Source organism: Atlantibacter subterraneus (assembly GCF_007570865.1).
In the GTDB taxonomy this organism is placed as follows: Bacteria; Pseudomonadota; Gammaproteobacteria; order Enterobacterales; family Enterobacteriaceae; genus Atlantibacter; species Atlantibacter subterraneus.
In genome coordinates this window covers 342,621-363,942 of the sequence record NZ_VLPS01000008.1, presented here as the reverse complement: position 1 = coordinate 363,942, position 21,322 = coordinate 342,621, and the positions used below count along the sequence as shown (strand labels likewise).

Below are 21,322 nucleotides of genomic sequence, written 5' to 3'. Positions count from 1 at the left end.
TTATGCCCCCACATGTTTTTCCTTAATGATCAGCTGGCTGATTTATGAGCGTTTCAAGCCAAGGTTGAACTGTGCCCGATGAACATCCAAAGATGTTATCCAGTGTTCTTGATCCTGCCAGGAGAAACCCTTCTGGTCAATGCGCACAAGATCGAATCGTTCCACAAGGAAATTAACAGCATCAGTAAGATTCACTCCCGCCTCTATATGTTCCTGAATCGTCGTATCGTTACTGAACGGTGTATCGTTGATCGTGAGGCCGTAATGATGCTCTAAAATATACGTTAATAGTTTTTGCCAAACTTGGACAGGAGACAGGCGTGACGAAACCGTCACCGTTGCCGGTACAGTTGAAATATGCATGAGTTGAGTCCCTGATAAAAGAAGAGGAAGGTGTTATCTGGTTAGAGCTGACTGGGGATATATGGCAATGTAAACGTAGCCATGAGAGCCGAGAGTGTCAGCTTCACAAGTAAGTCCGTTGTGATGCCTTGTGACGCAGTGCTGGCTGCGAGGATCAAGCTCGCCAGTCGTGAGCATCCGCTCAAGCTGTTTCATCATCAGTGGAAATGCCTGGTCCAGACGCAAAGCTTCATCGTCACTGAATGAGCCATCAAACCCAGCCCGATCAGTCAGAAAGTAGAGGCGGTTGCCTTCCTGTACCAGGCGAGCGCCGAAGCACGGCTTGATATTACGTTTTAATCCCCACTGAAGGCAGGATGCGTTCTCCGTTGATGAGCCGGATAAGGTGGTCGATTGCATTAACATATTCCTTAATGACTGAGAGAAGTGATTAATTCATCGTCACGCTGCGAAGGATGGCATATGGGCCTGCCCGGTCCTGACGACGCTCAATAAAAACAGCGAGTACACCGCCGATGTCCTGAACTTCACGTCCGTAGTAATGGCAGACACTGCCATGCCACTGGTAATGACCTGTACAGAAGGCAGATAACCGGGATTCGGGATGCTGACGATAAATATGCATCGCCTGGCGCTTACTGATGATTTTCATTCTGCACCTCACAACCAACCACATTCAGCAAAAGACACCACTTCGTTCCCAACAACCAAATGATCCAGCACTCGCACTTCTACCAGTGCTAACGCTTTCATTATTCGCTGGGTGATGTGTTTATCCTGCTGACTGATTTCTGTCGTACCGGACGGATGGTTATGCGCCAGAATTACTGCAGCGGCGTTGTGCTTCAGGGCCGACTTCACAACTTCGCGTGGATGTACTTCGGTATGGCTGAGCGTGCCGGTAAACAGCGTTTCTCGCCCCAAAAGGCAGTGCTGGTTATCGAGATACATCACGATAAATACTTCCCGCTCCTGATGAGCCATCTGTAGCTGAAGCCAGGTCTTGGTGAAGCTGGTGGAGGTAAAAGACTCACTCGGTTGACGCTGATATTTTTCCAGCAGTCGTAACGCCCGACGAATAACGCGCTGCTCATTTGGCAGGAATATTGGGGATAAATTGAGTGCCGACATAATTGCTCCTTAAAACAAAATGCCCCGCTTGCTTAGTGGCAGGGCATGAAGAGATGGATGGTAAAAAGGTTCATGAAGCAAGCTGCAGCATATTCTCGGCCATCACCCAAAGTGCGCGGTTCAGCTTCACATCCCCGTCGATGCCTTTAACGGCACGTGTATGGGAGCGTTGACCTTTGGTCGTTCGCCCCGACAGACCGCCTTTAATCAGGTTTTCCTGAATACGCTGGTAAGTGGTCCAGAGATCATTGCTTTCGTCCTGCCAGCGGCGTGGGGAAAGTATCTGCGATTCTGTCACCGGCTGATGCTCTTCACCAAAGCGATAGGTTAATGCCGCTTTAGCCATTGCCTGCTGAGCGGGAGGCGGCAACAAAAGCGACTGCATGGCATCGCGCTTCTCTTCTACGCGGTCAAATATCCCCAGTACTTCGTATGCTCCTTCGATTACTTTCTCTACTACGTTGCCTTTATGTGGCACACGAACTTCACCAAAACTCTCACCGCAAATCAGCCCATTCTGGCAAACCGATCTGAATAACCCCGGTAACATCTGATATGAGCTAGAGCCGTCGTGGCTGTTTAGTAGAATAATTTCTGGAACCTGTTTGCCAGTAATCTGACCTTCACGACGCAGGCGCAGCATGTGCTTCGTATGCTCTCGTTTGCTCTGGTCTCGAACTCGGGTCTGGCAGGCAAAGAATGGCTGGAAGCCTTCACGTTGTAGGTTATCGAGCAGGGAAATAGTTGGGATATAGGTGTACCTGTCACTTCGGGATTCATGTTTGTCTTCGCTGAAGACACTCGGCACATAGTGCGCCAGTTCGTCACGGGTTAGCGGGCGGTCGCGGCGAACAAGATTGACTGAGCCGAAGCGGCTGGCTAAACGGGTCATAAAAACTCCTGTAGAAAATGGACATAAAAAAGGCCACCCTGAAGGATGGCCCTGTCTGTTATTGATTAGTCTGATTAGGTCGCTGGTGGTAACGTGGGCTCCAGGGCAGGCGGCACCATTTCTGCTGAGCCGTGCCTTTCGGCCCGGTAGAGCTGGAGCTGCGCCAGTAACGGGGCTTTCCGTGACTGGAGATAATCCAGACACCATTCCCTTCTAACAACCAGTCTGACCGGCACAGGCAGAAGCTCATAAGCCTTACTGAACATCGACTCGATAAACACATCGTCACTGAGTTTATCCTCGGCAATGGTCAGCAAACCGCTGATAACGATATTGTCGAGCAATCGCTTATATCGGGTAGTACGGGATTCTGGCCCTTCTGTAATTTGCTCACTGACATTTTCTTCTACCTGCTCATCCTTGTTATCAGTGGGGGAGATATTTCCCCGCAGATTTAATTTCTCTTTCAGTCCCTTGAGTTTTCCTTGGGTATTTTCAGACATATTGCTTTTTTCCTCTGAGCTTGCAGCAAGGGAGATCAGGCAAGTGTGGCGAGTTTTTTGATGATGCGTATCAGACTCATTGTGGTGAGGCTGGCACCCAGTGCTTTAACCGCAACAGAATTGCTGCGCATCAATGTCACACCGGCAACACTCAAAACAAGTTGCCAGGTACAGTCCACGGTTGGTAGCGTTTCCTGATGTAATGTTTTTCCCACTGAACCTCCGTTAGCTGAATGCCGGTTAAAAATTTATCTCACTGATAATGTTATTTATAACCATTGGGAATCCACTGGCCTTGCTTACGGATATCAGTAATGATGTCTCCCTGGTCGACCGAAATTGTGCGCCAGCCCGGCTCTTTACTGGAGGCATTACCGTAGGTGTACCCTACTGTCATAGTGAGAGCTTCACCCGTTGTGGTGGTTAAGTCAGCTTCATATGCCGCTTCGGTATTTTGTTTGCGGATGAAACGCACGGTATTAATGGCACGACAACGCAGACTACTTTTGGCATGTTCAAATGAGTTATCCGCCATCTGGCAACCTTCAGATTTAATTTCATCCGTCAGGCTTGTCGAAGCATTAAAGTTTTTAGGAGCAGGTACGAAATTCGCCATATCGCTGCGCATGGTTGGCGGATCTGTCTGAAGCACAAGATAAACAGGACAATCTGATTTTCCGACTTCACAGGCTTTTGCCACATAATCACGTACCAGCCAGCCTTTATTGCCGAAATACTCAGCACCACTCTCGTCTTTACATTGTGACCACGTGGCTTTTTGTCCCATCATCACGCCGTCTACCAGGACGCAGGTGACAGCTTTTACAGGCTTCCCGTCCCAGCGAACAGCGTCAAAGGGTTGAATGCCGGTGTGATTCACATCAAGCGTATAAGCCTGCGGGTTCTTCGCTATCCGGTCATTTGCCTGTTTCAGTTGATTACTGCCTTCCTGAGTCAGAAAGAAGGTATAGCGTCCGGGATGTATGTCGCCGTGAATTGTCATTGCAGACGAGACCAATGGAATAAACAGTGCTGCAGAGCTGAGAGATAAAACAACGAGTTTACGCATAAGGTTTCCTTTCAGTTTATTAGTGATTAATACAGTCCTGCCATGTGGTATCAGCCAGTGCTTCACTCAGCCCTTTGGCGCTGAATTTTTTAGAGATAGCGGCATTCATTGAGGTCATTTTTATTACGTCTTTTTCACTTGTCGCTTTTAGCGCAGTAAAGGTCGTTTCATTCAGAGGATGGTTTGTACCATTGATACTGACTCCAGGATCAGAAAGCCCTGTTTGTGACGAGACGCGGTAATCCTCCGCAGGTACGCTGTAAGCAGCAGCCAGCTTTCCGCTTGTGCAGGTCAGTGTGAGCACTTCGCCTGAAGCATTTTGAGTATTGAGTTCAAACTCCATGGCACTGATGTTCCCGTACCAGTCACCCCATTGCTGGTCAGCCTGTACGGCGCTGGCACTGTGGCTAAGCAGCAGTAATCCAGCCAGAGTTGCATAATAGTTTCTGAGCATTTTGGTTTCCTTTCCTGATGATTTAGATACAAAAAAGCCCGCTTCCGTGTTAAGGGGAGCAGGCTGATCGTATTGATAAAATGAGCTAGCAGATAATCGTTAATACAGATCAGTTTCAGAAAATTGATCGTTTGAATCTATCATTAAAACGATCGATACGCCATTATCAATAGTCATTGGCTATCATGATTTAAGTATCGATCGGTACAACAGATCAATGTACAGAAGCCACACCAGTAATACATACCGGCGCGGCTTCATGGGGGTAATATAGGTGTGAAAATATGTGGAGTACTTTCAAGGCACTTTTATGGGGTAATTTATCCTGAGTAATAAGATCGCCAATTCCCCACTAGCTAATTTATTAGCTGTAGTTTGTTACTGATTCTTTTTATTTTTTTCTTTTACGGGTAAGGTATGTATCCCTGGCACGCTTAAACTGCTGATACAGTTCTGGTTCGATGTAAGTTCCTCCAACATAGAAAATCCAGACTGCATGGATAGCTAAATATGTTTCTTTTGGTGTCGATGGCTGAATGATCTCAAATGCATCATGCCAGCCAATTTTGTTAAAACTGGAAAGTAGACCGCCATCTTCCGGGGAAAGGTCTATGGTTCTGTAACTAACCTTTTTTGTGCCACTTTCATGCCCTGAATTCTTATCACTAGCGGCGTCATTGCCGGCTGATTTATCGTAATCTTCCTGTGAAGTACTTTCTGACATATTCTGATTGCAGATATCATCTTTGTTGTCAGCAGTGCATACTGAGTGGATATTATATTCACCAGATAATGCAACACTCTTCTCCGGGGTGTCTGTGCTTTGGTCGTAAATACGCATTCTCCTGGACGGTTTGTTTTTCATATATTCCCAGGCCCACTGGCATAACTCTGTATTGTCCATGGGAATGCTTAACTTACGTTTTGCTTTAAATTTACTATCCCATTGGGATCTTATGTTTTTTATAAATGATAATTTATCAATGAAGTATGCTGGGACTAAATCCATAAAATACAGAATGGAGTTATAACGTTCTTTATGGGATGTGGGATGTGTATGCAGCGATTTTATTTCTGAAAGAAAAGATTCTAACGCAATCGCATACTGAGTATTTGGGTTGAAATTATCAAAAACGGATAGATCAGTCAGGGAATGGACATGACTAAATTTTTGTGGCGCAACCTCCTTTTGGATATTGATCATTTCAGAAGATAGTAGAGGACAATATTTTTTAATGCTTAACCACACAAAATAGCAGGCATGTTCATTTTTCCTGAACCATTCAAACTCTGACTCCGGAAGAAGTGAGTCAAGAAACAACTCTATTTTTCTTTCATAATAAAGTATGGCATCAAGGACACCTGAATAATAATCGCTGACAATTTCAGATAATAGTAAAGGGGCATCCCGTATATTCATACGGTAAATTGAATTTATTCTTTTCATGTTTTTTAGAGGTGAGGAACGGTAACGATCGACCATAGGTTTATTTTCCATTACAAACCAATAAAAAACGGATAGTTCTCTTTTTGTTTTTATTTTTAGCCGGTAATCCTCATTCTTACCTTTGCTTAAACTCATCTTTTACCTCATCGAATGGCGGACTCAATTCACAGCATATCCATTATTTTTATACTGATAATAGATGTAGTGTATTACGTAGTCAACAAGTGGGTTTTTCATAGTTTTTTTGTAGTGTTTTTTTTGATAGAAAGTCCAGCATTACTGACAAATTACACAGAAAGTAGCTTTTTTTAGACAGGTATGTAAGGAGAGTTTCCTTATCGCCATAGTGAAAGGCCATAACCTGTCCCTGCATGCCTTCAGTAATGACTCTTCAACCACTATGGGGACTCTCCTTAGAAATGTAAAACCATACATACATGACCTATCCATTTGAAAGGATGCCGCCCGGCGTCCTCATGATAAATTCTTTTGGAGAAGTCATGAAAGAGATTGATATTTATAAAGACCGATTCGTTGATATGGTTTTCATTACCGAGCTGACCAGTCTGTCTGATAAGTGGTTTTATAAAATGGCACAGCAAGGAAAGTTTCCAAAACCTGTAAAATTTGGCCGTAGTTCCCGCTGGATAGAGCGTGAAGTAAAAGAGTGGCTGGAAGCTCGTGTTAATGAGCCGAGAACATAAAAGACTGCTTAAGATGGTGATGGTGAGGGTTACTAACTTTACACCATGTTTATATACTCTCACGCCTTATGCCGTGTGAGTTTAATGTGATTTATAAAGTCGGTTTATTTATTATTGTATTCAATGCATTATCAATTATTCTTTAATGCACTCAATCACAAGTCAATATCACTTCATATAAACACGTTTTATCACACTCATTATAGCGTCATACACTTACACTTTGTTATCACACATACTCTACCTCTGATGTCACTATTCATACTGAATATCAGACAAAGACACTCATCCAATAACCACACAAATACATTGCCAGTCAGTCATTCCTGACTGGCTTCAGAGAAACACATCATGGACTTACCTGAATCATTCCTTTTATCTCATGCTGAATATCACATTGAAAATAACACTCCATACCTAATCATATCTGATGACAATGCATTCAGATTCAGATTAGAACAACTGGACAGTTGTCTTAAAACTATCAGCAGAGGACGTAAGTTACCTTTCACTATTCTGTATAACCGTTCAGGATACAAAGAGAGTGCTGAGTCAGCCACCATTCTTGATGCCATCCGTTATCTCAATATGTTGCCACAAGATGCAATGAAAGCACGAATAGCTAATCCACGTATAGCTACCTTCCAGCGTTTATTTACTAGCGCCGATTTATATTCGCGTGTCCATAACGGGAAAATAGCAGGGGCAGACACTGTTACCACAGCAGAAATGCTGAATAAGCTGATACAGGATTACCGGTTTACTGTGAGCCAGGCAGGATTTAAAAAAGCATGCAGAAAGTACCAGAGGGCTTCGGTTAAAAATCTGAAGGGAGTGATGAATTACATCAGACATCTGCAGGAGCGTCATTCGCGGCTGCTGGTCTTGCGGGTTGATTTATCATGGGCAAATGAGCACAAAGCTGATATCACTGCTGATGATGCCCGTAAGCACCGTCAGCAGCTGTTTCGCAATATGCAAAAGAATCCAATGTTTCGCCATGTCCTCGGGACGGTATGGAAACTGGAATATGGCCCACAACGTAAATTTCATTACCACATGCTATTTATCTTAAATGGTAATAAGGCACAACAGGATGGCGTGATTGCTCATGCTTTCGGGAGATACTGGAATGAAACTATTACTAAAGGTAAAGGCATGTTCTACAACTGCAACGCTTACAAAGAGCGTTATGAGGACTGCTGCCTCGGCAAACTGAAACGCGGTGACAGTAGTAAGGACAAGGGGTTACTTAAGGCGCTAAGTTACATCACCAAAATCGATGCCTGCGCACGTCTGGTTCTTCCGGGTAATGCCAGAACCTTTGGTCGTGGAGAAGTACGTTCATTGAAAAAAAGGAAGAGAGCATAAATAGGCCGGTAAACCTAAGCTGTTGTAACAGTCGGTAATGCTTCCTTCCCCCCTCTATCTACAAAGCCAGCTAACCATGCTGGCATTTTTCATTTGTTACGGAGTTCATGATGAATTACTTCGTCTTAGCCACTAACGCCGTCACCGTAGATGGTGAATGGGTTACACCAGAATCTGTTTAACAGGTTGATTTTGATTCATTGCTTTGTATTTACTGCAAACTGCAGATCGGTGTTCAGTTTGATCCTCTGACATCTACAAGAACGTTTGTGCACATACCAAGGCATATCAACAATATTGCTCGGCTTAAAACATGTCGATTTAACAAGCTCCAAACAGTACCAGAACAAACCTCGCCAAAAACTATCCCGCCTTCAGAAATGCGCCTTCGACCTACTAACACGACGATACGGCAATGGCGATGCTGCTGGTGCGATACTCACTGGCATGGGGACAAGGTTTGTCCGAAATGTAGCGACTTGATTTATGTGTTAGACGTTTAAGAGACAGTTTCGGCCGGTAGAGTTCGTAGATTAAATCTGAGCGTGCCGACATCGACCATTGTCCCTCTTTTACCAGGAAAGGAAATTAGATATATTTCTACAATTCCGGAAATATAGAAATGAGATACAAATGGAGCTTTCAAAAGCAGCAGATACCCTGAAAGAGCTGGGTCATCCCACGCGCCTTAGCGTTTACAGAGAGCTGGTTAAAGCCGGGCATGAGGGGTTACCGGTTGGCGAACTGCAGAAGCGGCTCGAAATCCCTGCGTCTACGTTGAGCCATCATCTCTCATCGCTGATATCAGTATCTCTGGTACGCCAGGAGCGCCAGGGTAGAACGCTCTATTGCCATGCTCGATATGAGAACCTTGAGGCTCTGATTGCCTTCCTGACAGAAGAATGCTGCTCAGGAACTGACGATTGCCTCACCATGCCCCAGAAGACGGAGAAGTAAAATGACAGGTGATCTTAAGAATGTTGATTCGGGTTTGTTCGACACCTCAATCACAGAGGCAAGATTCGGTATTCCTGCCGTTCCCCATCCACCACGTATCCTCATGTTGTACGGCTCTGTGCGCGAACGTTCCTACAGCCGACTGGCAACGGAAGAAGCGGCAAGGTTACTGACCGCGATGGGCGCAGAAGTGCGGATCTTCAATCCTTCTGGCTTGCCTCTTCCTGATGATGCGCCTGACTCGCATCCTAAAGTCATGGAATTGCGCGAGCTGGTTCGTTGGTCCGAAGGGATGGTGTGGTGTTCCCCTGAACGCCATGGTGCGATGAGCGGCATCATGAAGGCCCAGATTGATTGGATACCGTTATCAGAGGGTGCAGTTCGCCCTTCACAGGGTAAGACATTGGCCGTTATGCAGGTCTGCGGTGGCTCTCAGTCTTTCAATGCCGTAAACCAGATGCGCATTCTTGGCCGATGGATGCGGATGATCACCATCCCGAATCAGTCCTCTGTGGCAAAAGCCTGGCAGGAGTTTGATGAAGATGGACGTATGAAACCGTCGTCTTATTACGACCGCATCGTGGATGTAATGGAAGAACTGGTGAAATTTACTCTGCTGACCCGAGGTAACTCAGCCTATCTCGTTGATCGCTACAGCGAACGAAAAGAGTCTGCAGAAGAACTTTCCCGGCGGGTTAATCAGAGCAAAATTTGAGGGCTGGTATGAGTGATGTAACGGCATTCAACAACTGCATGAGCGTGTTCTGGCGACAACATGAAGCCGAACTCTCTCGCTTTCTGACATCGAAGACAGGTGATAGCGAAAAAGCAGCAGACCTTCTGCAAGAGCTATTCCTGCGTGCCCGCGCTCATTCAGACAGTTTCTGCGAGATGGAGAATCCACGAGCCTGGCTGTATCGGGCTGCGAGGAATCTACTAATTGATGAGTACCGCACCACCAGGGAATTCGTTGAGCTGGAAGAAGATGCCCCATTAACAGACGCATCCCCTGATGCAATCTCGACGCTGGATATTTGCCTGCCTGAAACATTGCAGGCATTACCTGAAGATGAGCGGTGGTTGATTGAAGAATCCGACCTTCACCGGCGTCCCCAGCAGTCCCTGGCCGATGAACTGGGGATCACGCTTACGGCGTTTAAATCCCGTTTGCTACGGGCCAGAAAGCACCTGAAAGAAACGATGACAGAACTTTGTCAGATTGAGGCGGATGACACGTCACCCGTCTGCTGCCACAAAAAAATGAATTAATCGCGCATCTTTTCCCCACCACCTTCGTTTACCTCAGTGTAAAGCCAAATGACTAAACACTGAGGTAAACAGTCCATGTCAAAAATTGAGATCTTTGAAGCAGCAGGCTGCTGTGCAACCAGCAGCGTTGTAGTCAGTGACAAAGCCGTCAAATGGAACGCCAGCGCCGAATGGGCGAAAAAGAATGGCGTTGATATACAGCGCTACAGCCTTGCGAAGAACCCGCAGCAGTTCCTGAATTCGCCGGTCATTAAAGAGTTTCTGAACACATCAGGGATGGAGTCTCTCCCTGTCACCTTGCTCGACGGCAAACTTGTGATGGCAGGCAAACTCCCGACTCGTGAAGATATCGCCCGTTGGGCAGGTATTCCGCTTAGTCAGGACTGGAGTGAAGACAGCACGCAACCACGCTGCTGCAGCATTCCACGTATGCCTTAATTCCAGAGGAGCAATCACTGATGAATATGCCATTTTTAAAAGACATTCCCCCGTTCATCTTCTTCACTGGCAAAGGTGGCGTGGGTAAAACATCCCTGGCCTGTGCTACTGCGGTATGGCTGGCCGATCAGGGTAAGAGAACGCTTCTGGTGAGTACCGATCCGGCTTCCAATGTCGGCCAAGTTTTTAGCCAGACTATCGGCCACCGAATCACAGATATCAGTACCGTAGAAAATCTTGCCGCGATGGAAGTTGATCCGATGGCTGCAGCACAGGCTTATCGTGACCGAGTACTCGACCCGGTTCGCGGGCTGATGCCAGCCGATGTGGTCAGCAGCATTGAAGAACAGCTCTCCGGTTCATGCACTACGGAAATCGCGGCATTTGATGAGTTTACTGGTCTTCTTACCAACCATGAGTTGCGGGAAAAGTATGACCATATCGTATTTGATACTGCGCCAACCGGTCACACCATCCGCATGCTTGAGTTGCCGGGGGCCTGGAGCGGTTATCTCGAAGCGAACCCTGATGCCGCCGCTAACCTCGGGCCGCTGGTGGGGCTGGAGAAACAACAGCACCAGTACTCCGATGCGGTTAAAGCGCTGTCTGATGCAGCTCTTACGCGCTTAGTGCTGGTTGCCCGTGCCCAGGCCTCAACGCTGAAAGAGGTTTCTCATACGCACGATGAACTGTCTGCTATCGGTTTGCAGCATCAACACCTTGCCATTAATGGTGTGTTGCCGCCATTTGTGGGTGAAAATGATCCGCTGGCGCAAAGTATTCTGGCTCGGGAAGAAAAAGCATTACAGGCCATGCCTGATAATCTGGCGAACCTTCCCCGCTCGCAGCTGTATCTGAAGCCATTTAATCTGGTCGGTCTGGAAGCCCTGCGTCAGTTATTTACGGAGAACAAAGCCTCGCTGCCGCTCCCTGCTACCACGCTGAATAGTTTGGATTTACCGAAACTTGCCTCACTGGTAGAGGAACTCAGTCAAACAGGAAAAGGGCTGGTCATGACGATGGGTAAAGGCGGGGTGGGTAAAACGACCGTTGCGGCATCGGTGGCGGTATCCCTGGCTAAGCTCGGTCACAAAGTTCACCTGACTACATCCGATCCGGCGGCACATCTGTCTTACACGTTGGATGGCTCGCTGCCAAATCTTCAGGTTAGCCGTATCGACCCGAAGGTAGAAACAGAACGCTATCGTCGCTTTGTTCTGGAAAACCAGGGGAAAGGGTTGGATGCGGAAGGGCTGGCGGTGCTGGAGGAAGATCTCCGCTCGCCATGTACTGAAGAGATCGCCGTCTTCCAGGCATTCTCGCGGATCATCAAAGAGGCCGACGACCATTTTGTCATTATGGACACTGCGCCAACGGGCCACACACTTCTGCTACTGGATGCGACCGGAGCCTATCACCGGGAAATGGTGCGCCAGATGGGGCAAACACATGACCATGTGATGACGCCAATGATGCAATTGCAGGACCCGGAGAAGACAAAGGTGATTATCGTGACGCTTGCCGAAACGACACCGGTACTGGAAGCGGCAAACTTGCAGCATGATTTACGTCGCGCTGGCATCGAGCCGTGGGCATGGGTTGTTAATAACAGCCTGGCGGCAGCTGAACCGTCTTCACCTTTCCTGAAGACCAGGGCGAACCGCGAGCTGCCTCTCATCTCTGATGTGGAAGAGCAGTATGCAAAGCGTATTGCACTGACAGCTCTGCAGAGTGAAGAACCAGTAGGTATTAACCTTCTGGCTGAAATGGCTAAATAGCGAAACTGATAAGGGGGCGCTTGCCCCCTTAATGCTTTGTTGTCGTTATGTTTACCGGGTCATTAAACTCTGGGACCTACAACTTCCCAAATAGAATTTTTTCGAGCTCGATTAACTGTTGCTGAGATTGCTCATTTAGATGAGCCTCGGCCTGATCATACCAGGTCAGCAGGTTACGTCCCAATGGAGTCAGCACTGTACCACCGCCTTTATTGCCACCTGTAGATGTAGTCACAACAGGCTGGCCGATCCCCTTATTCAAGGTATCAATTAAGAGCCATGCTCTTTTGTAGGGTATCCCCAAATCTTTAGCTGCCGCCGAGAGAGAGTGAAAACCATCAATTGCTCTTAAAAGGTCAACCTTCCCCGGCCCCAGAGAAATGTTGTCATTAATATAGATCCGTGGTCTGACTAATATTAAGTTTGATTTAAGGGGCTTACTTTTCATCCTGATACCTTTTCAAAATCATTTTCTCTGTGATGCGGAATGGTCCAAAGCGTAAGCCACCATCATCTTTGCCGGGTATGCTTAAAGGTTTTGATTGCGGAAATAAGCAGTACCACGCCCAACAGCGTCATAAGTACTCTTACCGGGAACATACCGAGCATAAGGCCCCCAACAGCAGCCCCTATAACGGAACCGATGACCATCCACACAAAAAGTTTTTTCTCTTTTCTCAGGATCTGGAAAGCATCAGCATTGGTGTAGCGAGAAAAACCCACAATCATCGTCGGTAAACTAATCATTAATGACAAACTGCCTGCCAGTTTAATGTCAGCCCCAAAAAGGATAACGATGGTTGGTATAAGGAGTTCTCCTCCTGCAACACCCAGCAGAGCCGCAACATTCCCGATGAAGAAACCAGCAATGACACCAGCAATGATGGTGGCGATTCCTGGCTGGAATAATCCAGTTGAGCTGTCATGCAGAGGCATCCATGCTTCTGAAAGCATTACGAATGACAAGATAACAAGCAGGATCAGAATGATTCTGTCCAGCCAGATACGTGACATTTTTATAGCTCTTCCAGCAGCCCACCATGCTCCGATAAGGCTACCAGCAAGCAAATTGATAACAATATCAAGATGTGCCAACAGCTGGTCGACTGCAATCGACTTTGTGCGGAATATCAAAGCAACGGCAACGACAGTAAGGCTCATTGCTTTGTTAAATATAACCGCTTCCAGCGTGGGCATTTTGAAACTGCCAATCAGGACCGGAAGGCGGAATTCAGCACCACCAAGACCAATCAAGCCACCTAAAGCACCTATTAACGTGCCTGATAAAAAACCTTTCCCATTCCGTTTTAATTCTGATGACATGTGTTACCTTTCCCGTTATGTCTTTTTTGACATAACGGGAAAGGTAACACAGAGAGTAAGGATTCTGGAAGCGTAGATTTGACTATCTGGATGGATAATAAAAAAGATGATTTGAAAGGGCTATGGAATTAGCCCTTTCATAGGTTGAATTACTTGTTGTCGATTCGTTTTCCGCTGGCGTCAACAACCTTCTCACCGTCTTCCTTGGTGAAAGCCGCTTTCTGGGCATCTGGAAGGATATCCAGAACAACCTCCGAAGGACGGCAAAGTTTAGTTCCGAGTGGAGTCACAACAATCGGACGGTTGATCAGAATCGGATGCTGCAGCATAAAGTCGATGAGCTGGTCGTCAGTAAATTTATCTTCTGCAAGACCCAGTTCCTCATACGGCTCGACGTTCTTACGCAGCAAAGCACGGACGGAAATGCCCATATCTGCAATGAGTTTGACCAGCTCATCGCGTGAAGGTGGAGTCTCAAGGTAAAGAATAACGGTCGGTTCAGTACCACTATTGCGGATCATCTCCAGCGTATTACGCGACGTGCCGCAGGCTGGGTTGTGATAAATGGTGATGTTGCTCATATCAGTATCTCATTACAAAGTGAAAGAGAGACGTAGCGCCAGCGCTGCCAGCGTTACAAACAGCACAGGCAGAGTCATGACGATCCCGGTGCGGAAATAGTATCCCCAGGTGATGGTCATATTCTTCTGTGAAAGGACATGCAGCCAGAGCAGCGTTGCCAGGCTACCAATCGGTGTGATTTTCGGCCCCAGATCGCAGCCAATCACGTTGGCATAGATCATCGCCTCTTTGATAACGCCTGTTGCGGTGCTGCCATCAATAGAGAGAGCGCCAACCAGCACGGTAGGCATGTTGTTCATGATGGAAGACAGGAAAGCCGTCAGGAAGCCGGTACCAAACGTCGCAGCCCAAAGTCCTTTATCTGCCAGCACGTTCAGTACGCCAGAGAGATATTCTGTTAGACCGGCGTTACGCAGGCCATAGACCACCAGATACATCCCCAGAGAGAAGATGACGATCTGCCATGGCGCACCGCGAAGCACTTTGCCAGTGTTAATGGCATGGCCTCGTTTCGCCACCGCAAACAGAATGGAAGCCCCTACAGCAGCAATCGCGCTGACCGGGATACCCAACGGCTCAAGGACGAAAAAGCCAACCAGAAGAAGGATCAACACGATCCAACCGGTTCTGAAGGTTGCCAGATCTTTAATCGCTTTTGCCGGTGCTTTCAGGAGAGCCAGGTCGTAAGTCGGCGGAATATCCTTGCGGAAGAAAAGATGCAGCATAACCAGCGTGGCAACAATGGCTGCAATATCCACCGGCACCATTACCGACGCATATTCGGTGAATCCCAGACCAAAGAAGTCCGCCGAGACGATATTCACCAGGTTCGACACGATAAGCGGCAGGCTAGCCGTATCGGCAATAAACCCGGCAGCCATGACAAATGCCAGTGTCGTGCCTTTGCTGAACCCTAATGCCAGCAGCATGGCGATAACTATCGGCGTCAGAATAAGTGCCGCACCATCGTTGGCAAACAGTGCCGCCACCGCTGCGCCGAGCAGAACGATATACGTAAAGAGCAAACGTCCACGACCGTTACCCCAGCGGGAAACATGCAGCGCTGCCCATTCGAAAAAACCGGACTCATCAAGCAGCAGGCTGATAATAATTACGGCAATAAAGGTCGCCGTCGCGTTCCAGACGATATTCCACACCACCGGAATATCGCCAACATGCACAACGCCAGATATCAGAGCCAGTACCGCACCCAGCGTCGCGCTCCAGCCGATGCCTAACCCCTTCGGCTGCCAGATAACCAAAACAATGGTCAGGACAAAAATAGCGCCTGCCAGTAACATAAAACCTCCTGACAGGGCGACTTTGCCGCCCTGTATATGCAAAAAAATTAACTCATCAACTCTCTGAGCTTTTCAATACCGGCGGGTTCTAACGCCAATACCGGAACAAGCGCTATACGGTCAGCGTGCTGATTCTTAACAGCCTCAATCTGAGGCAGTTCCTGCTGGGCGCGCTGGCAAAGCAACGGAGAACGCGTATCCGCAATGGAAAGGCTGTTATTGATAATCCAGCCCCACGGATGAATCCCCGCACGCTCAAGATCGGACTGCAGGTTTGCTGCTTCCAGTACCGGTGTGGTTTCAGGCAGAGTGACCAGCAGGACTTTGGTGCGTTCCGGGTCCTGAAGCTGCATCATCGGAGTGGTAAAATGACCTTTATCTCCCATCTTCCTGGCAATCTCACGGTGATAAGCCCCGGTAGCATCAAGCAGTAATAGCGTATGCCCGGTGGGTGCCGTATCCATGACCACAAACCGTTTGCCTGCTTCACGGATTACGCGTGAGAACGCCTGGAACACCGCAATCTCTTCCGTGCAAGGAGAACGTAAATCCTCTTCGAGCAGCCGTTTCCCTGCTTCATCCAGATCCCTGCCTTTCGTCTCAAGAACATGCTGCCGATAGCGTTCAGTTTCATCGTGAGGGTTGATTCGGCTGACCTGCAGATTTTTGAGACTTCCATTGAGCGTTGCACTGAGATGTGCAGCGGGATCTGAGGTGGTGAGATGGACATCAAATCCCATATCCGCCAGCCTGACGGCGATGGCAGTAGCCATCGTGGTTTTACCTACGCCACCTTTACCCATCAGCATAATCAAACCGTGTTCACTACGGGCGATATCATCAACCATGGCAGACAGCGACACATTCTCTGGCTTGATCTGCATGCTCTCGCTCTGTACAGGAAGCGATGCTGATTCAGCATATTCGTTTAGCAGGCCTTTCAGCGCGGAGACACCAACCATGTTCAGCGGCTGAAGGTATAAGCTGTCTGTCGGCAACTCAGATAACCCGGAAGGAAGATTTGCCAGCGCTTCTTGTTCCCGTTGCCATATCGCAGCGGCCAGGGCGTCATGTTCAGCTTCAGTTGTAGGCAGCACACCATTAATCACTAGGTACTGGTTTTTCAGCCCAATCGCAGCCAGTTCTTCATGGGTGCGGGCGACTTCCTGCAGCGTAGATTTTTGCAGTCGTGCAACCAGAACCAGTCGGGTACGATCAGGATCGGATAACGCCTCTACTGCATGAGCATACTGCTCACGCTGCTTTTCCAGCCCGGCCATTGGGCCAAGACAGGAAGCACCATCTGGATTGCTTTCAATGAAGCTACTCCAGGCACCGGGAAGCTGGAGAAGGCGAATCGTGTGGCCCGTCGGCGCTGTATCAAAAATGATGTGTTCAAAGCGGGTCAGCAGAGAAGCGTCGGTCAGTAAGCCAGTAAACTCATCGAACGCCGCAATCTCAGTCGTACAGGCTCCTGAAAGCTGTTCGCTGATACTGTTAACAACGTCATCAGGCAGAAGACCTTTGATAGGATCAACGATTCTGGAGCGGTATTGCTGGGCGGCTTCCTGCGGGTCAATCTCCAGAGCAGAAAGCCTAGGAACTGCCGTCACAGGGCGAATGGTGTTACCGATAGCCTGGTCGAATACCTGTCCGACATTCGAGGCAGGATCGGTACTGACCAGCAAAACCCGCTTACCCTGTTCAGCAAGGCGGATTGCCGTCGCGCAGGAAATAGAAGTTTTTCCTACACCTCCCTTACCGGTAAAAAACAGGTAAGGCGGGATATTCTGTAAGAATTTCATATGTCCTCCTGACATACTCAGCAACAGGAAGTATTACCACCACAGCAACTGGTGGGAGCTAACCCTACCTTCTCCAGAGGAATACCAAACCAGCGAGCTATCTCAGCACGTTTTGGGTACCGCCCTGCCATCACCGTTTCGCCATCCAACAGCAGTAGCGGAAGCCCTTCTGCTCCAGATGCTTCCAGGAATGCTTTCGCTTTCTCGTTCTGAACAAAGCTCATAGGCTGCTGTGCCAGATTGTAACGTTCAACCTGTACGCCACGTCCTTTCAGCCACTGCACATCTGCAGAGAAATCAACCAGAACCTGATCGACATCTGAGCCACATACGCCGGTACTGCAGCACATTGCCGGGTCAAACACCGTTAACGTCTTCATTCTAAATACCTCACATTCGTAAAATCATATATGTTCAGGCAAATTTTTTAGATGCAAACAGCCTTACCGCTACTTGAGCAGTTTGCCGATGCCAGCTTACGGGCGATGGCCTGTACGTCGTCCTGTTGGCTTAACCAGGCCTGCTCAATCACCTGAGCGGCCCAGGAAGGAATATGCGGGGATAAGCGGTAGTGAACCCACTTACCCTGTTTACGGTCCAGCAATAGACCACTTTCCCGGAGCATTGCAAGATGACGGGAGATCTTGGGCTGCGACTGCTCCAATGCCGTGCAAAGATCGCACACGCACAGCTCTCCCATCTCCCTGAGTAGCAGCACGATACCCAGACGTGTTTCATCAGAGAGATTTTTGAAGAGTTGTAGATTGGTAAGTTTCACTGATACCTCCGACAAATATTTTTAATGATAAACAGGTTAGTACAGGAGTCAATGTCATATTCGATTTTTCATATGTGTTTTGGGGGTGGGTTGGTAGAATTTAAGAAAGTTTGGTTTTGTAAAGTGGAAGTAGTCCCAATTTTCAAAATAACAAGTTTACATCACTGAAAGAGAGGATATTATCATCAAAAATTGTTCATCAAAGATGCAGGTCGTATGAGTTCTACACACCAAGAATATATTTACAGGCAGTTATTTCGACTGAAGATTCATGAAAGCATGGGCGATGCTTTTCAGGCTCTTTTTTCGAAGGTTATGCAATATACGACCCCTGGATTCCAGGCTGTATCACCGTGGGGAAACTGGGGAGATGGTGGAAACGATGGATGGATAGAAACCGAAGCTCACTACTTCCAAGTTTATGGCCCCAAGCCTTCTAATCAAATCAAAGAGCTAGAAGCTGTTAATAAATCGATTGGCGATTTTGACAAGTTAGTTGTTAAGTGGGGAAAGGTATCAAAGTATACTTTTGTTATGAATGATTATTTTAAGGGGATTCCTGCACCTGTAGGAAATTCCCTAAAAAAACTTGCGGACGAAAAATGCCTTGACCATGCAGGAGCTATGGGAGGGATGGAACTCCTCAAAGAGTTTATGTCTTTGTCTGAGTGTGATAAGCAAGATATTGTAGGTTTAATTCCAGACGTAGACCTAGATTTTATTGATAGTCGTGCTGTCGGCGAAGTTTTGAATTATTTGGCATATAAATCATCTTCAGACTTGGCTTTTTTAAGCGAAACAGCACCTGATTTTGATGAGAAAATAAAAATAAATGGTATTTCTAAGCCTATAAAATTAAGGCTTGAAATGAATAGCTATCAATTATACCTAATAAACGAATTTCTCAATTCTGTAGATAATGGTTTAGAACAACGCATAGCACAGGAAGTCAAAGAGACTTATGCACTAAGTAAATTAGCCATATCTTCCGAAATTCCTGAACGAGCGGACTTGAGATATCTTTGGATGATTGATAGATTACTCCCATCAGGAATTCATGAAAATGCTAAAGCTAGCTATAGATTTGCCGCTGAGCTGATCTTAGCAAAATATTTTGAGACGTGCGATGCGTATGAACATCCAAACAATGCTTCTGCCACATAAACATATTAGATTTAGCAATTCTTTAGTAGCAATTGCTGGGTACATCCGGACAATTATAGATGAACCACTATCTGTCGATGAGCTCTGGTCGAAAATTGAACAAAAAAAATCCACAGAGCTGATAACTCCATCATTTACACAATTTATATTTGCTCTAGATATTCTATTTTGCATCAAGCAGATAATTGTTGATGAAGAAGGCAGATTAACTTTGGAAGTTTGCAATGATAATGAACTATAGTAGAAGAGAAGTTTAATGAAACTAATCCGCTTAACTTGCGATCAACCAACTTTTCACCCTGTATATTTCAATGAATCTGGATTAACTCTAATAATAGGGGATAGTTCAACTGAAAAAGAAGGGAGTAGTAATGGCGTTGGCAAAACGTTAGTACTTGGCCTTATACAGCATTGTTTAGGAGCAAATGCTGATAAAAAATTATCCTCTGCTGTTCCTGATTGGTGGTTTACATTAATTTTTTCACACGACGGGACTGAATACTTAGTTTCGAGAACAGGTAATGGGAAAAAAATAATATTAAACGATCAGCCTATTTCTTTAAAGGCATACAAAGAGTTATTGGATAAATCTGGCATATTTAACTTAAATGATAACATTCCTTATTTAAGCTTTAGATCATTATTTAAGCGGTTTACACGGTATACAAGGGATGACTGCATTAGCCCAGTTCGCACAACTAAAGAGCCTGATTTTGAAGCTTTACTCCGAACGGCATTTTTATTAGGTATTGATCATACCTTAATTTTGTCTAAAAGAAATAATAAGCATGAATTAGACAAGGTTAGTCAATCTTTAAAAAATTGGCAGAACGACGATATATTAAAAGATATGTTTAGAGCTGGTTCTCAGCCCAAAGTTCGTTATGAGTGGCTTGAACGTGTCATTCCGAAATTAAAAGATGAGCTAGATGAATTCCAGATTCATGAAAAATATCGAGCTATAGAAGAAGAAACAAATATATTAACAAAGAAAGTGCGAGAGTTAGAAAAAAATAAAAACATTATTGAATTTAGAATAAGTAATATTGATAAAACTCTTTTAGAACATCCAGATATATCAAGAGAAGATTTGCTTGATTTATATTCTGGTTTGCAAAATATTTTCAAACCAGAAACATTAGCTCATTTTGAAGCGGTTGAAAATTTTCATAATTCACTTTCTTTCAATAGAAAAAGGCGATTAGAGAAGGATAAAATAAATCTGCTTTCTGAATTGGAAATTCTCAAGTTCAATATTGCTGAAGTTTCAGAGCTTCGAGATCTAAATCTGCAATCTTTGCATGGTAAAAAAGCGCTTGATGAATATTCCGTCGTTGCAAGGCAACTTGCTGAATTAGAGGAAGAAAAATCAAGGTTGCATGAATACTTAAACTTCGCAACTAAACTCCAAGAAAAAGCACAAAAATTAAGAGAAAGAAAAGTTGAACAAGATAGACTGGCGGTTGATTATACTTCCACCAATCCTTTATCAGAATATGATAGAATTTTTGCCGAGCTTGCTGAAATATTGTATCCGAGAGTACCGGCTGGTATAGTCTTAGATGTTAATACCGGTGATAATCAAATTCGTTATGATTTAAGCATTCAAATAGAAGGAGATGATTCTGATGGTATTAATGATGCAAGGATATTATGTTTTGATTGGTTAGTATTTATGTATGGTCAAAATCATTCGATGAATATGTTGTGGCATGACAACCGCCTGTTTGCTGATATTGACCCCGGGGTGCGTTCAAGATGGTTTGCATTCATAAATGAATCTGTGAAATTTAATGGAAAACAGTATATAGCGTCGTTAAACACAGAAAACTTCCAAGCTATGGCCGAAACACTCTCCAAGTTCGAAATGGATGATTTAAGGTCAAAAGTTGTACTCACCTTGCGAGGAGATAAAGCTGAGAATAAGCTTCTTGGCATTCAATTTGGAAGCAAAAAATAAAAATAAAGTGGGCTCTTAAAATGCCCACTTGAA

28 protein-coding genes are annotated in these 21,322 nt (G+C 46.0%); 11 read left to right on the top strand and 17 right to left on the bottom strand.

What is annotated here, in order from left to right:
• Positions 1–42: 42 nt before the first annotated feature.
• From FND52_RS16545 to FND52_RS16500, 10 genes are all read right to left on the bottom strand, one after another.
• Complete coding sequence (locus tag FND52_RS16545) at positions 43–363, bottom strand: TA system toxin CbtA family protein (protein WP_096080170.1); 321 nt, start codon at positions 361–363, stop codon at positions 43–45.
• A gap of 33 nt (positions 364–396) precedes the next feature.
• A complete protein-coding gene (locus tag FND52_RS16540; RefSeq protein ID WP_096080169.1) occupies positions 397–762 on the bottom strand; it encodes a type IV toxin-antitoxin system YeeU family antitoxin in 366 nt (121 codons plus the stop codon).
• 31 nt (positions 763–793) lie between these two features.
• Complete coding sequence (locus tag FND52_RS16535) at positions 794–1,015, bottom strand: DUF987 domain-containing protein (protein WP_144131962.1); 222 nt, start codon at positions 1,013–1,015, stop codon at positions 794–796.
• An 8-nt stretch (positions 1,016–1,023) separates the two neighbouring features.
• Complete coding sequence (radC, locus tag FND52_RS16530; RefSeq protein ID WP_096080167.1) at positions 1,024–1,494, bottom strand: RadC family protein; 471 nt, start codon at positions 1,492–1,494, stop codon at positions 1,024–1,026.
• Positions 1,495–1,564: 70 nt separating this feature from the next.
• On the bottom strand, positions 1,565–2,386 hold the full coding sequence (locus tag FND52_RS16525; RefSeq protein WP_096080166.1) for a DUF932 domain-containing protein: 822 nt from the start codon (positions 2,384–2,386) through the stop codon (positions 1,565–1,567).
• A 74-nt stretch (positions 2,387–2,460) separates the two neighbouring features.
• Positions 2,461–2,889, bottom strand: coding sequence for a hypothetical protein (locus FND52_RS16520; protein ID WP_096080165.1), 429 nt, complete (start codon positions 2,887–2,889; stop codon positions 2,461–2,463).
• A 35-nt stretch (positions 2,890–2,924) separates the two neighbouring features.
• Positions 2,925–3,104, bottom strand: a complete 180-nt coding sequence (locus tag FND52_RS16515) for a hypothetical protein (RefSeq protein ID WP_096080164.1) — start codon at positions 3,102–3,104, stop codon at positions 2,925–2,927.
• A gap of 50 nt (positions 3,105–3,154) precedes the next feature.
• Positions 3,155–3,958: a hypothetical protein gene (locus FND52_RS16510; RefSeq protein WP_096080163.1), complete on the bottom strand. Its 804-nt coding sequence runs from the start codon at positions 3,956–3,958 to the stop codon at positions 3,155–3,157.
• A gap of 19 nt (positions 3,959–3,977) precedes the next feature.
• A complete protein-coding gene (locus FND52_RS16505) occupies positions 3,978–4,412 on the bottom strand; it encodes a hypothetical protein (RefSeq protein WP_144131960.1) in 435 nt (144 codons plus the stop codon).
• Positions 4,413–4,803: 391 nt separating this feature from the next.
• Positions 4,804–5,994, bottom strand: coding sequence for a hypothetical protein (locus FND52_RS16500; RefSeq protein ID WP_144131958.1), 1,191 nt, complete (start codon positions 5,992–5,994; stop codon positions 4,804–4,806).
• Between the two features lie 365 nt (positions 5,995–6,359).
• Here FND52_RS16500 and FND52_RS16495 point away from each other — a divergent pair, with 365 nt between their 5' ends.
• From FND52_RS16495 to arsA (FND52_RS16460), 8 genes are all read left to right on the top strand, one after another.
• Positions 6,360–6,563, top strand: coding sequence for a helix-turn-helix transcriptional regulator (locus FND52_RS16495; RefSeq protein ID WP_144131956.1), 204 nt, complete (start codon positions 6,360–6,362; stop codon positions 6,561–6,563).
• Positions 6,564–6,914: 351 nt separating this feature from the next.
• A complete protein-coding gene (locus FND52_RS16490; RefSeq protein ID WP_144131954.1) occupies positions 6,915–7,934 on the top strand; it encodes a YagK/YfjJ domain-containing protein in 1,020 nt (339 codons plus the stop codon).
• A gap of 380 nt (positions 7,935–8,314) precedes the next feature.
• Positions 8,315–8,437, top strand: a complete 123-nt coding sequence (locus tag FND52_RS22160; RefSeq protein WP_437439330.1) for a putative zinc ribbon protein — start codon at positions 8,315–8,317, stop codon at positions 8,435–8,437.
• 130 nt (positions 8,438–8,567) lie between these two features.
• A complete protein-coding gene (locus FND52_RS16480; RefSeq protein ID WP_144131950.1) occupies positions 8,568–8,891 on the top strand; it encodes an ArsR/SmtB family transcription factor in 324 nt (107 codons plus the stop codon).
• Between the two features lies 1 nt (position 8,892).
• Positions 8,893–9,606 carry an arsenical resistance protein ArsH gene (gene arsH / locus FND52_RS16475; protein WP_144131948.1) on the top strand — a complete coding sequence of 238 codons (714 nt, stop codon included), beginning with the start codon at positions 8,893–8,895 and terminating at the stop codon, positions 9,604–9,606.
• Positions 9,607–9,614: 8 nt separating this feature from the next.
• Positions 9,615–10,160: a sigma-70 family RNA polymerase sigma factor gene (locus FND52_RS16470; RefSeq protein WP_144131946.1), complete on the top strand. Its 546-nt coding sequence runs from the start codon at positions 9,615–9,617 to the stop codon at positions 10,158–10,160.
• Between the two features lie 75 nt (positions 10,161–10,235).
• Positions 10,236–10,598, top strand: coding sequence for an arsenic metallochaperone ArsD family protein (locus tag FND52_RS16465; RefSeq protein WP_144131944.1), 363 nt, complete (start codon positions 10,236–10,238; stop codon positions 10,596–10,598).
• A gap of 20 nt (positions 10,599–10,618) precedes the next feature.
• Positions 10,619–12,376: an arsenical pump-driving ATPase gene (arsA, locus tag FND52_RS16460; RefSeq protein ID WP_144131942.1), complete on the top strand. Its 1,758-nt coding sequence runs from the start codon at positions 10,619–10,621 to the stop codon at positions 12,374–12,376.
• Positions 12,377–12,452: 76 nt separating this feature from the next.
• Here arsA (FND52_RS16460) and FND52_RS16455 read toward each other — a convergent pair whose 3' ends face one another.
• From FND52_RS16455 to arsR, 7 genes are all read right to left on the bottom strand, one after another.
• Complete coding sequence (locus FND52_RS16455; RefSeq protein ID WP_144131940.1) at positions 12,453–12,824, bottom strand: winged helix-turn-helix domain-containing protein; 372 nt, start codon at positions 12,822–12,824, stop codon at positions 12,453–12,455.
• Between the two features lie 62 nt (positions 12,825–12,886).
• A complete protein-coding gene (locus tag FND52_RS16450; RefSeq protein ID WP_144131938.1) occupies positions 12,887–13,699 on the bottom strand; it encodes a sulfite exporter TauE/SafE family protein in 813 nt (270 codons plus the stop codon).
• A 149-nt stretch (positions 13,700–13,848) separates the two neighbouring features.
• Entirely contained in the window at positions 13,849–14,280 is a 432-nt protein-coding gene (arsC, locus tag FND52_RS16445; protein WP_144131936.1) for a glutaredoxin-dependent arsenate reductase, read from the bottom strand.
• A gap of 12 nt (positions 14,281–14,292) precedes the next feature.
• Positions 14,293–15,582: an arsenite efflux transporter membrane subunit ArsB gene (gene arsB, locus FND52_RS16440; RefSeq protein ID WP_144131934.1), complete on the bottom strand. Its 1,290-nt coding sequence runs from the start codon at positions 15,580–15,582 to the stop codon at positions 14,293–14,295.
• Positions 15,583–15,629: 47 nt separating this feature from the next.
• Positions 15,630–17,387 (bottom strand): arsenite efflux transporter ATPase subunit ArsA, encoded by a 1,758-nt coding sequence (arsA, locus tag FND52_RS16435; RefSeq protein WP_144131931.1) that lies wholly within the window; start codon positions 17,385–17,387, stop codon positions 15,630–15,632.
• Positions 17,388–17,404: 17 nt separating this feature from the next.
• Complete coding sequence (arsD, locus tag FND52_RS16430; RefSeq protein WP_144131929.1) at positions 17,405–17,767, bottom strand: arsenite efflux transporter metallochaperone ArsD; 363 nt, start codon at positions 17,765–17,767, stop codon at positions 17,405–17,407.
• A 47-nt stretch (positions 17,768–17,814) separates the two neighbouring features.
• Entirely contained in the window at positions 17,815–18,165 is a 351-nt protein-coding gene (arsR, locus tag FND52_RS16425; RefSeq protein ID WP_144131927.1) for an As(III)-sensing metalloregulatory transcriptional repressor ArsR, read from the bottom strand.
• Between the two features lie 216 nt (positions 18,166–18,381).
• Here arsR and FND52_RS16420 point away from each other — a divergent pair, with 216 nt between their 5' ends.
• Genes FND52_RS16420 through FND52_RS16410 form a run of 3 tightly spaced genes read left to right on the top strand, consistent with a single transcriptional unit; the run spans position 18,382 to position 21,289 of the window.
• On the top strand, positions 18,382–19,329 hold the full coding sequence (locus tag FND52_RS16420) for an ABC-three component system protein (RefSeq protein ID WP_144131925.1): 948 nt from the start codon (positions 18,382–18,384) through the stop codon (positions 19,327–19,329).
• Positions 19,292–19,570, top strand: coding sequence for an ABC-three component system middle component 6 (locus tag FND52_RS22120; RefSeq protein ID WP_071886832.1), 279 nt, complete (start codon positions 19,292–19,294; stop codon positions 19,568–19,570). Before FND52_RS16420 ends, FND52_RS22120 begins: the two co-directional genes overlap by 38 nt.
• A 15-nt stretch (positions 19,571–19,585) precedes the next feature.
• Positions 19,586–21,289 carry a DUF2326 domain-containing protein gene (locus tag FND52_RS16410; protein ID WP_144131923.1) on the top strand — a complete coding sequence of 568 codons (1,704 nt, stop codon included), beginning with the start codon at positions 19,586–19,588 and terminating at the stop codon, positions 21,287–21,289.
• Positions 21,290–21,322 lie beyond the last annotated feature (33 nt).

What these genes read in the sequence shown, in the direction of transcription:
- FND52_RS16545 (WP_096080170.1), bottom strand. Translation starts at nt 363, where the DNA reads ATGCATATTTCAACTGTACCGGCAACGGTGACGGTTTCGTCACGCCTG.
- FND52_RS16540 (WP_096080169.1), bottom strand. Translation starts at nt 762, where the DNA reads ATGCAATCGACCACCTTATCCGGCTCATCAACGGAGAACGCATCCTGC.
- FND52_RS16535 (WP_144131962.1), bottom strand. Translation starts at nt 1,015, where the DNA reads ATGAAAATCATCAGTAAGCGCCAGGCGATGCATATTTATCGTCAGCAT.
- radC (WP_096080167.1), bottom strand. Translation starts at nt 1,494, where the DNA reads ATGTCGGCACTCAATTTATCCCCAATATTCCTGCCAAATGAGCAGCGC.
- FND52_RS16525 (WP_096080166.1), bottom strand. Translation starts at nt 2,386, where the DNA reads ATGACCCGTTTAGCCAGCCGCTTCGGCTCAGTCAATCTTGTTCGCCGC.
- FND52_RS16520 (WP_096080165.1), bottom strand. Translation starts at nt 2,889, where the DNA reads ATGTCTGAAAATACCCAAGGAAAACTCAAGGGACTGAAAGAGAAATTA.
- FND52_RS16510 (WP_096080163.1), bottom strand. Translation starts at nt 3,958, where the DNA reads ATGCGTAAACTCGTTGTTTTATCTCTCAGCTCTGCAGCACTGTTTATT.
- FND52_RS16505 (WP_144131960.1), bottom strand. Translation starts at nt 4,412, where the DNA reads ATGCTCAGAAACTATTATGCAACTCTGGCTGGATTACTGCTGCTTAGC.
- FND52_RS16500 (WP_144131958.1), bottom strand. Translation starts at nt 5,994, where the DNA reads ATGAGTTTAAGCAAAGGTAAGAATGAGGATTACCGGCTAAAAATAAAA.
- FND52_RS16495 (WP_144131956.1), top strand. Translation starts at nt 6,360, where the DNA reads ATGAAAGAGATTGATATTTATAAAGACCGATTCGTTGATATGGTTTTC.
- FND52_RS16490 (WP_144131954.1), top strand. Translation starts at nt 6,915, where the DNA reads ATGGACTTACCTGAATCATTCCTTTTATCTCATGCTGAATATCACATT.
- FND52_RS22160 (WP_437439330.1), top strand. Translation starts at nt 8,315, where the DNA reads ATGCGCCTTCGACCTACTAACACGACGATACGGCAATGGCGATGCTGC.
- FND52_RS16480 (WP_144131950.1), top strand. Translation starts at nt 8,568, where the DNA reads ATGGAGCTTTCAAAAGCAGCAGATACCCTGAAAGAGCTGGGTCATCCC.
- arsH (WP_144131948.1), top strand. Translation starts at nt 8,893, where the DNA reads ATGACAGGTGATCTTAAGAATGTTGATTCGGGTTTGTTCGACACCTCA.
- FND52_RS16470 (WP_144131946.1), top strand. Translation starts at nt 9,615, where the DNA reads ATGAGTGATGTAACGGCATTCAACAACTGCATGAGCGTGTTCTGGCGA.
- FND52_RS16465 (WP_144131944.1), top strand. Translation starts at nt 10,236, where the DNA reads ATGTCAAAAATTGAGATCTTTGAAGCAGCAGGCTGCTGTGCAACCAGC.
- arsA (WP_144131942.1), top strand. Translation starts at nt 10,619, where the DNA reads ATGAATATGCCATTTTTAAAAGACATTCCCCCGTTCATCTTCTTCACT.
- FND52_RS16455 (WP_144131940.1), bottom strand. Translation starts at nt 12,824, where the DNA reads ATGAAAAGTAAGCCCCTTAAATCAAACTTAATATTAGTCAGACCACGG.
- FND52_RS16450 (WP_144131938.1), bottom strand. Translation starts at nt 13,699, where the DNA reads ATGTCATCAGAATTAAAACGGAATGGGAAAGGTTTTTTATCAGGCACG.
- arsC (WP_144131936.1), bottom strand. Translation starts at nt 14,280, where the DNA reads ATGAGCAACATCACCATTTATCACAACCCAGCCTGCGGCACGTCGCGT.
- arsB (WP_144131934.1), bottom strand. Translation starts at nt 15,582, where the DNA reads ATGTTACTGGCAGGCGCTATTTTTGTCCTGACCATTGTTTTGGTTATC.
- arsA (WP_144131931.1), bottom strand. Translation starts at nt 17,387, where the DNA reads ATGAAATTCTTACAGAATATCCCGCCTTACCTGTTTTTTACCGGTAAG.
- arsD (WP_144131929.1), bottom strand. Translation starts at nt 17,767, where the DNA reads ATGAAGACGTTAACGGTGTTTGACCCGGCAATGTGCTGCAGTACCGGC.
- FND52_RS16420 (WP_144131925.1), top strand. Translation starts at nt 18,382, where the DNA reads ATGAGTTCTACACACCAAGAATATATTTACAGGCAGTTATTTCGACTG.
- FND52_RS22120 (WP_071886832.1), top strand. Translation starts at nt 19,292, where the DNA reads ATGCGTATGAACATCCAAACAATGCTTCTGCCACATAAACATATTAGA.
- FND52_RS16410 (WP_144131923.1), top strand. Translation starts at nt 19,586, where the DNA reads ATGAAACTAATCCGCTTAACTTGCGATCAACCAACTTTTCACCCTGTA.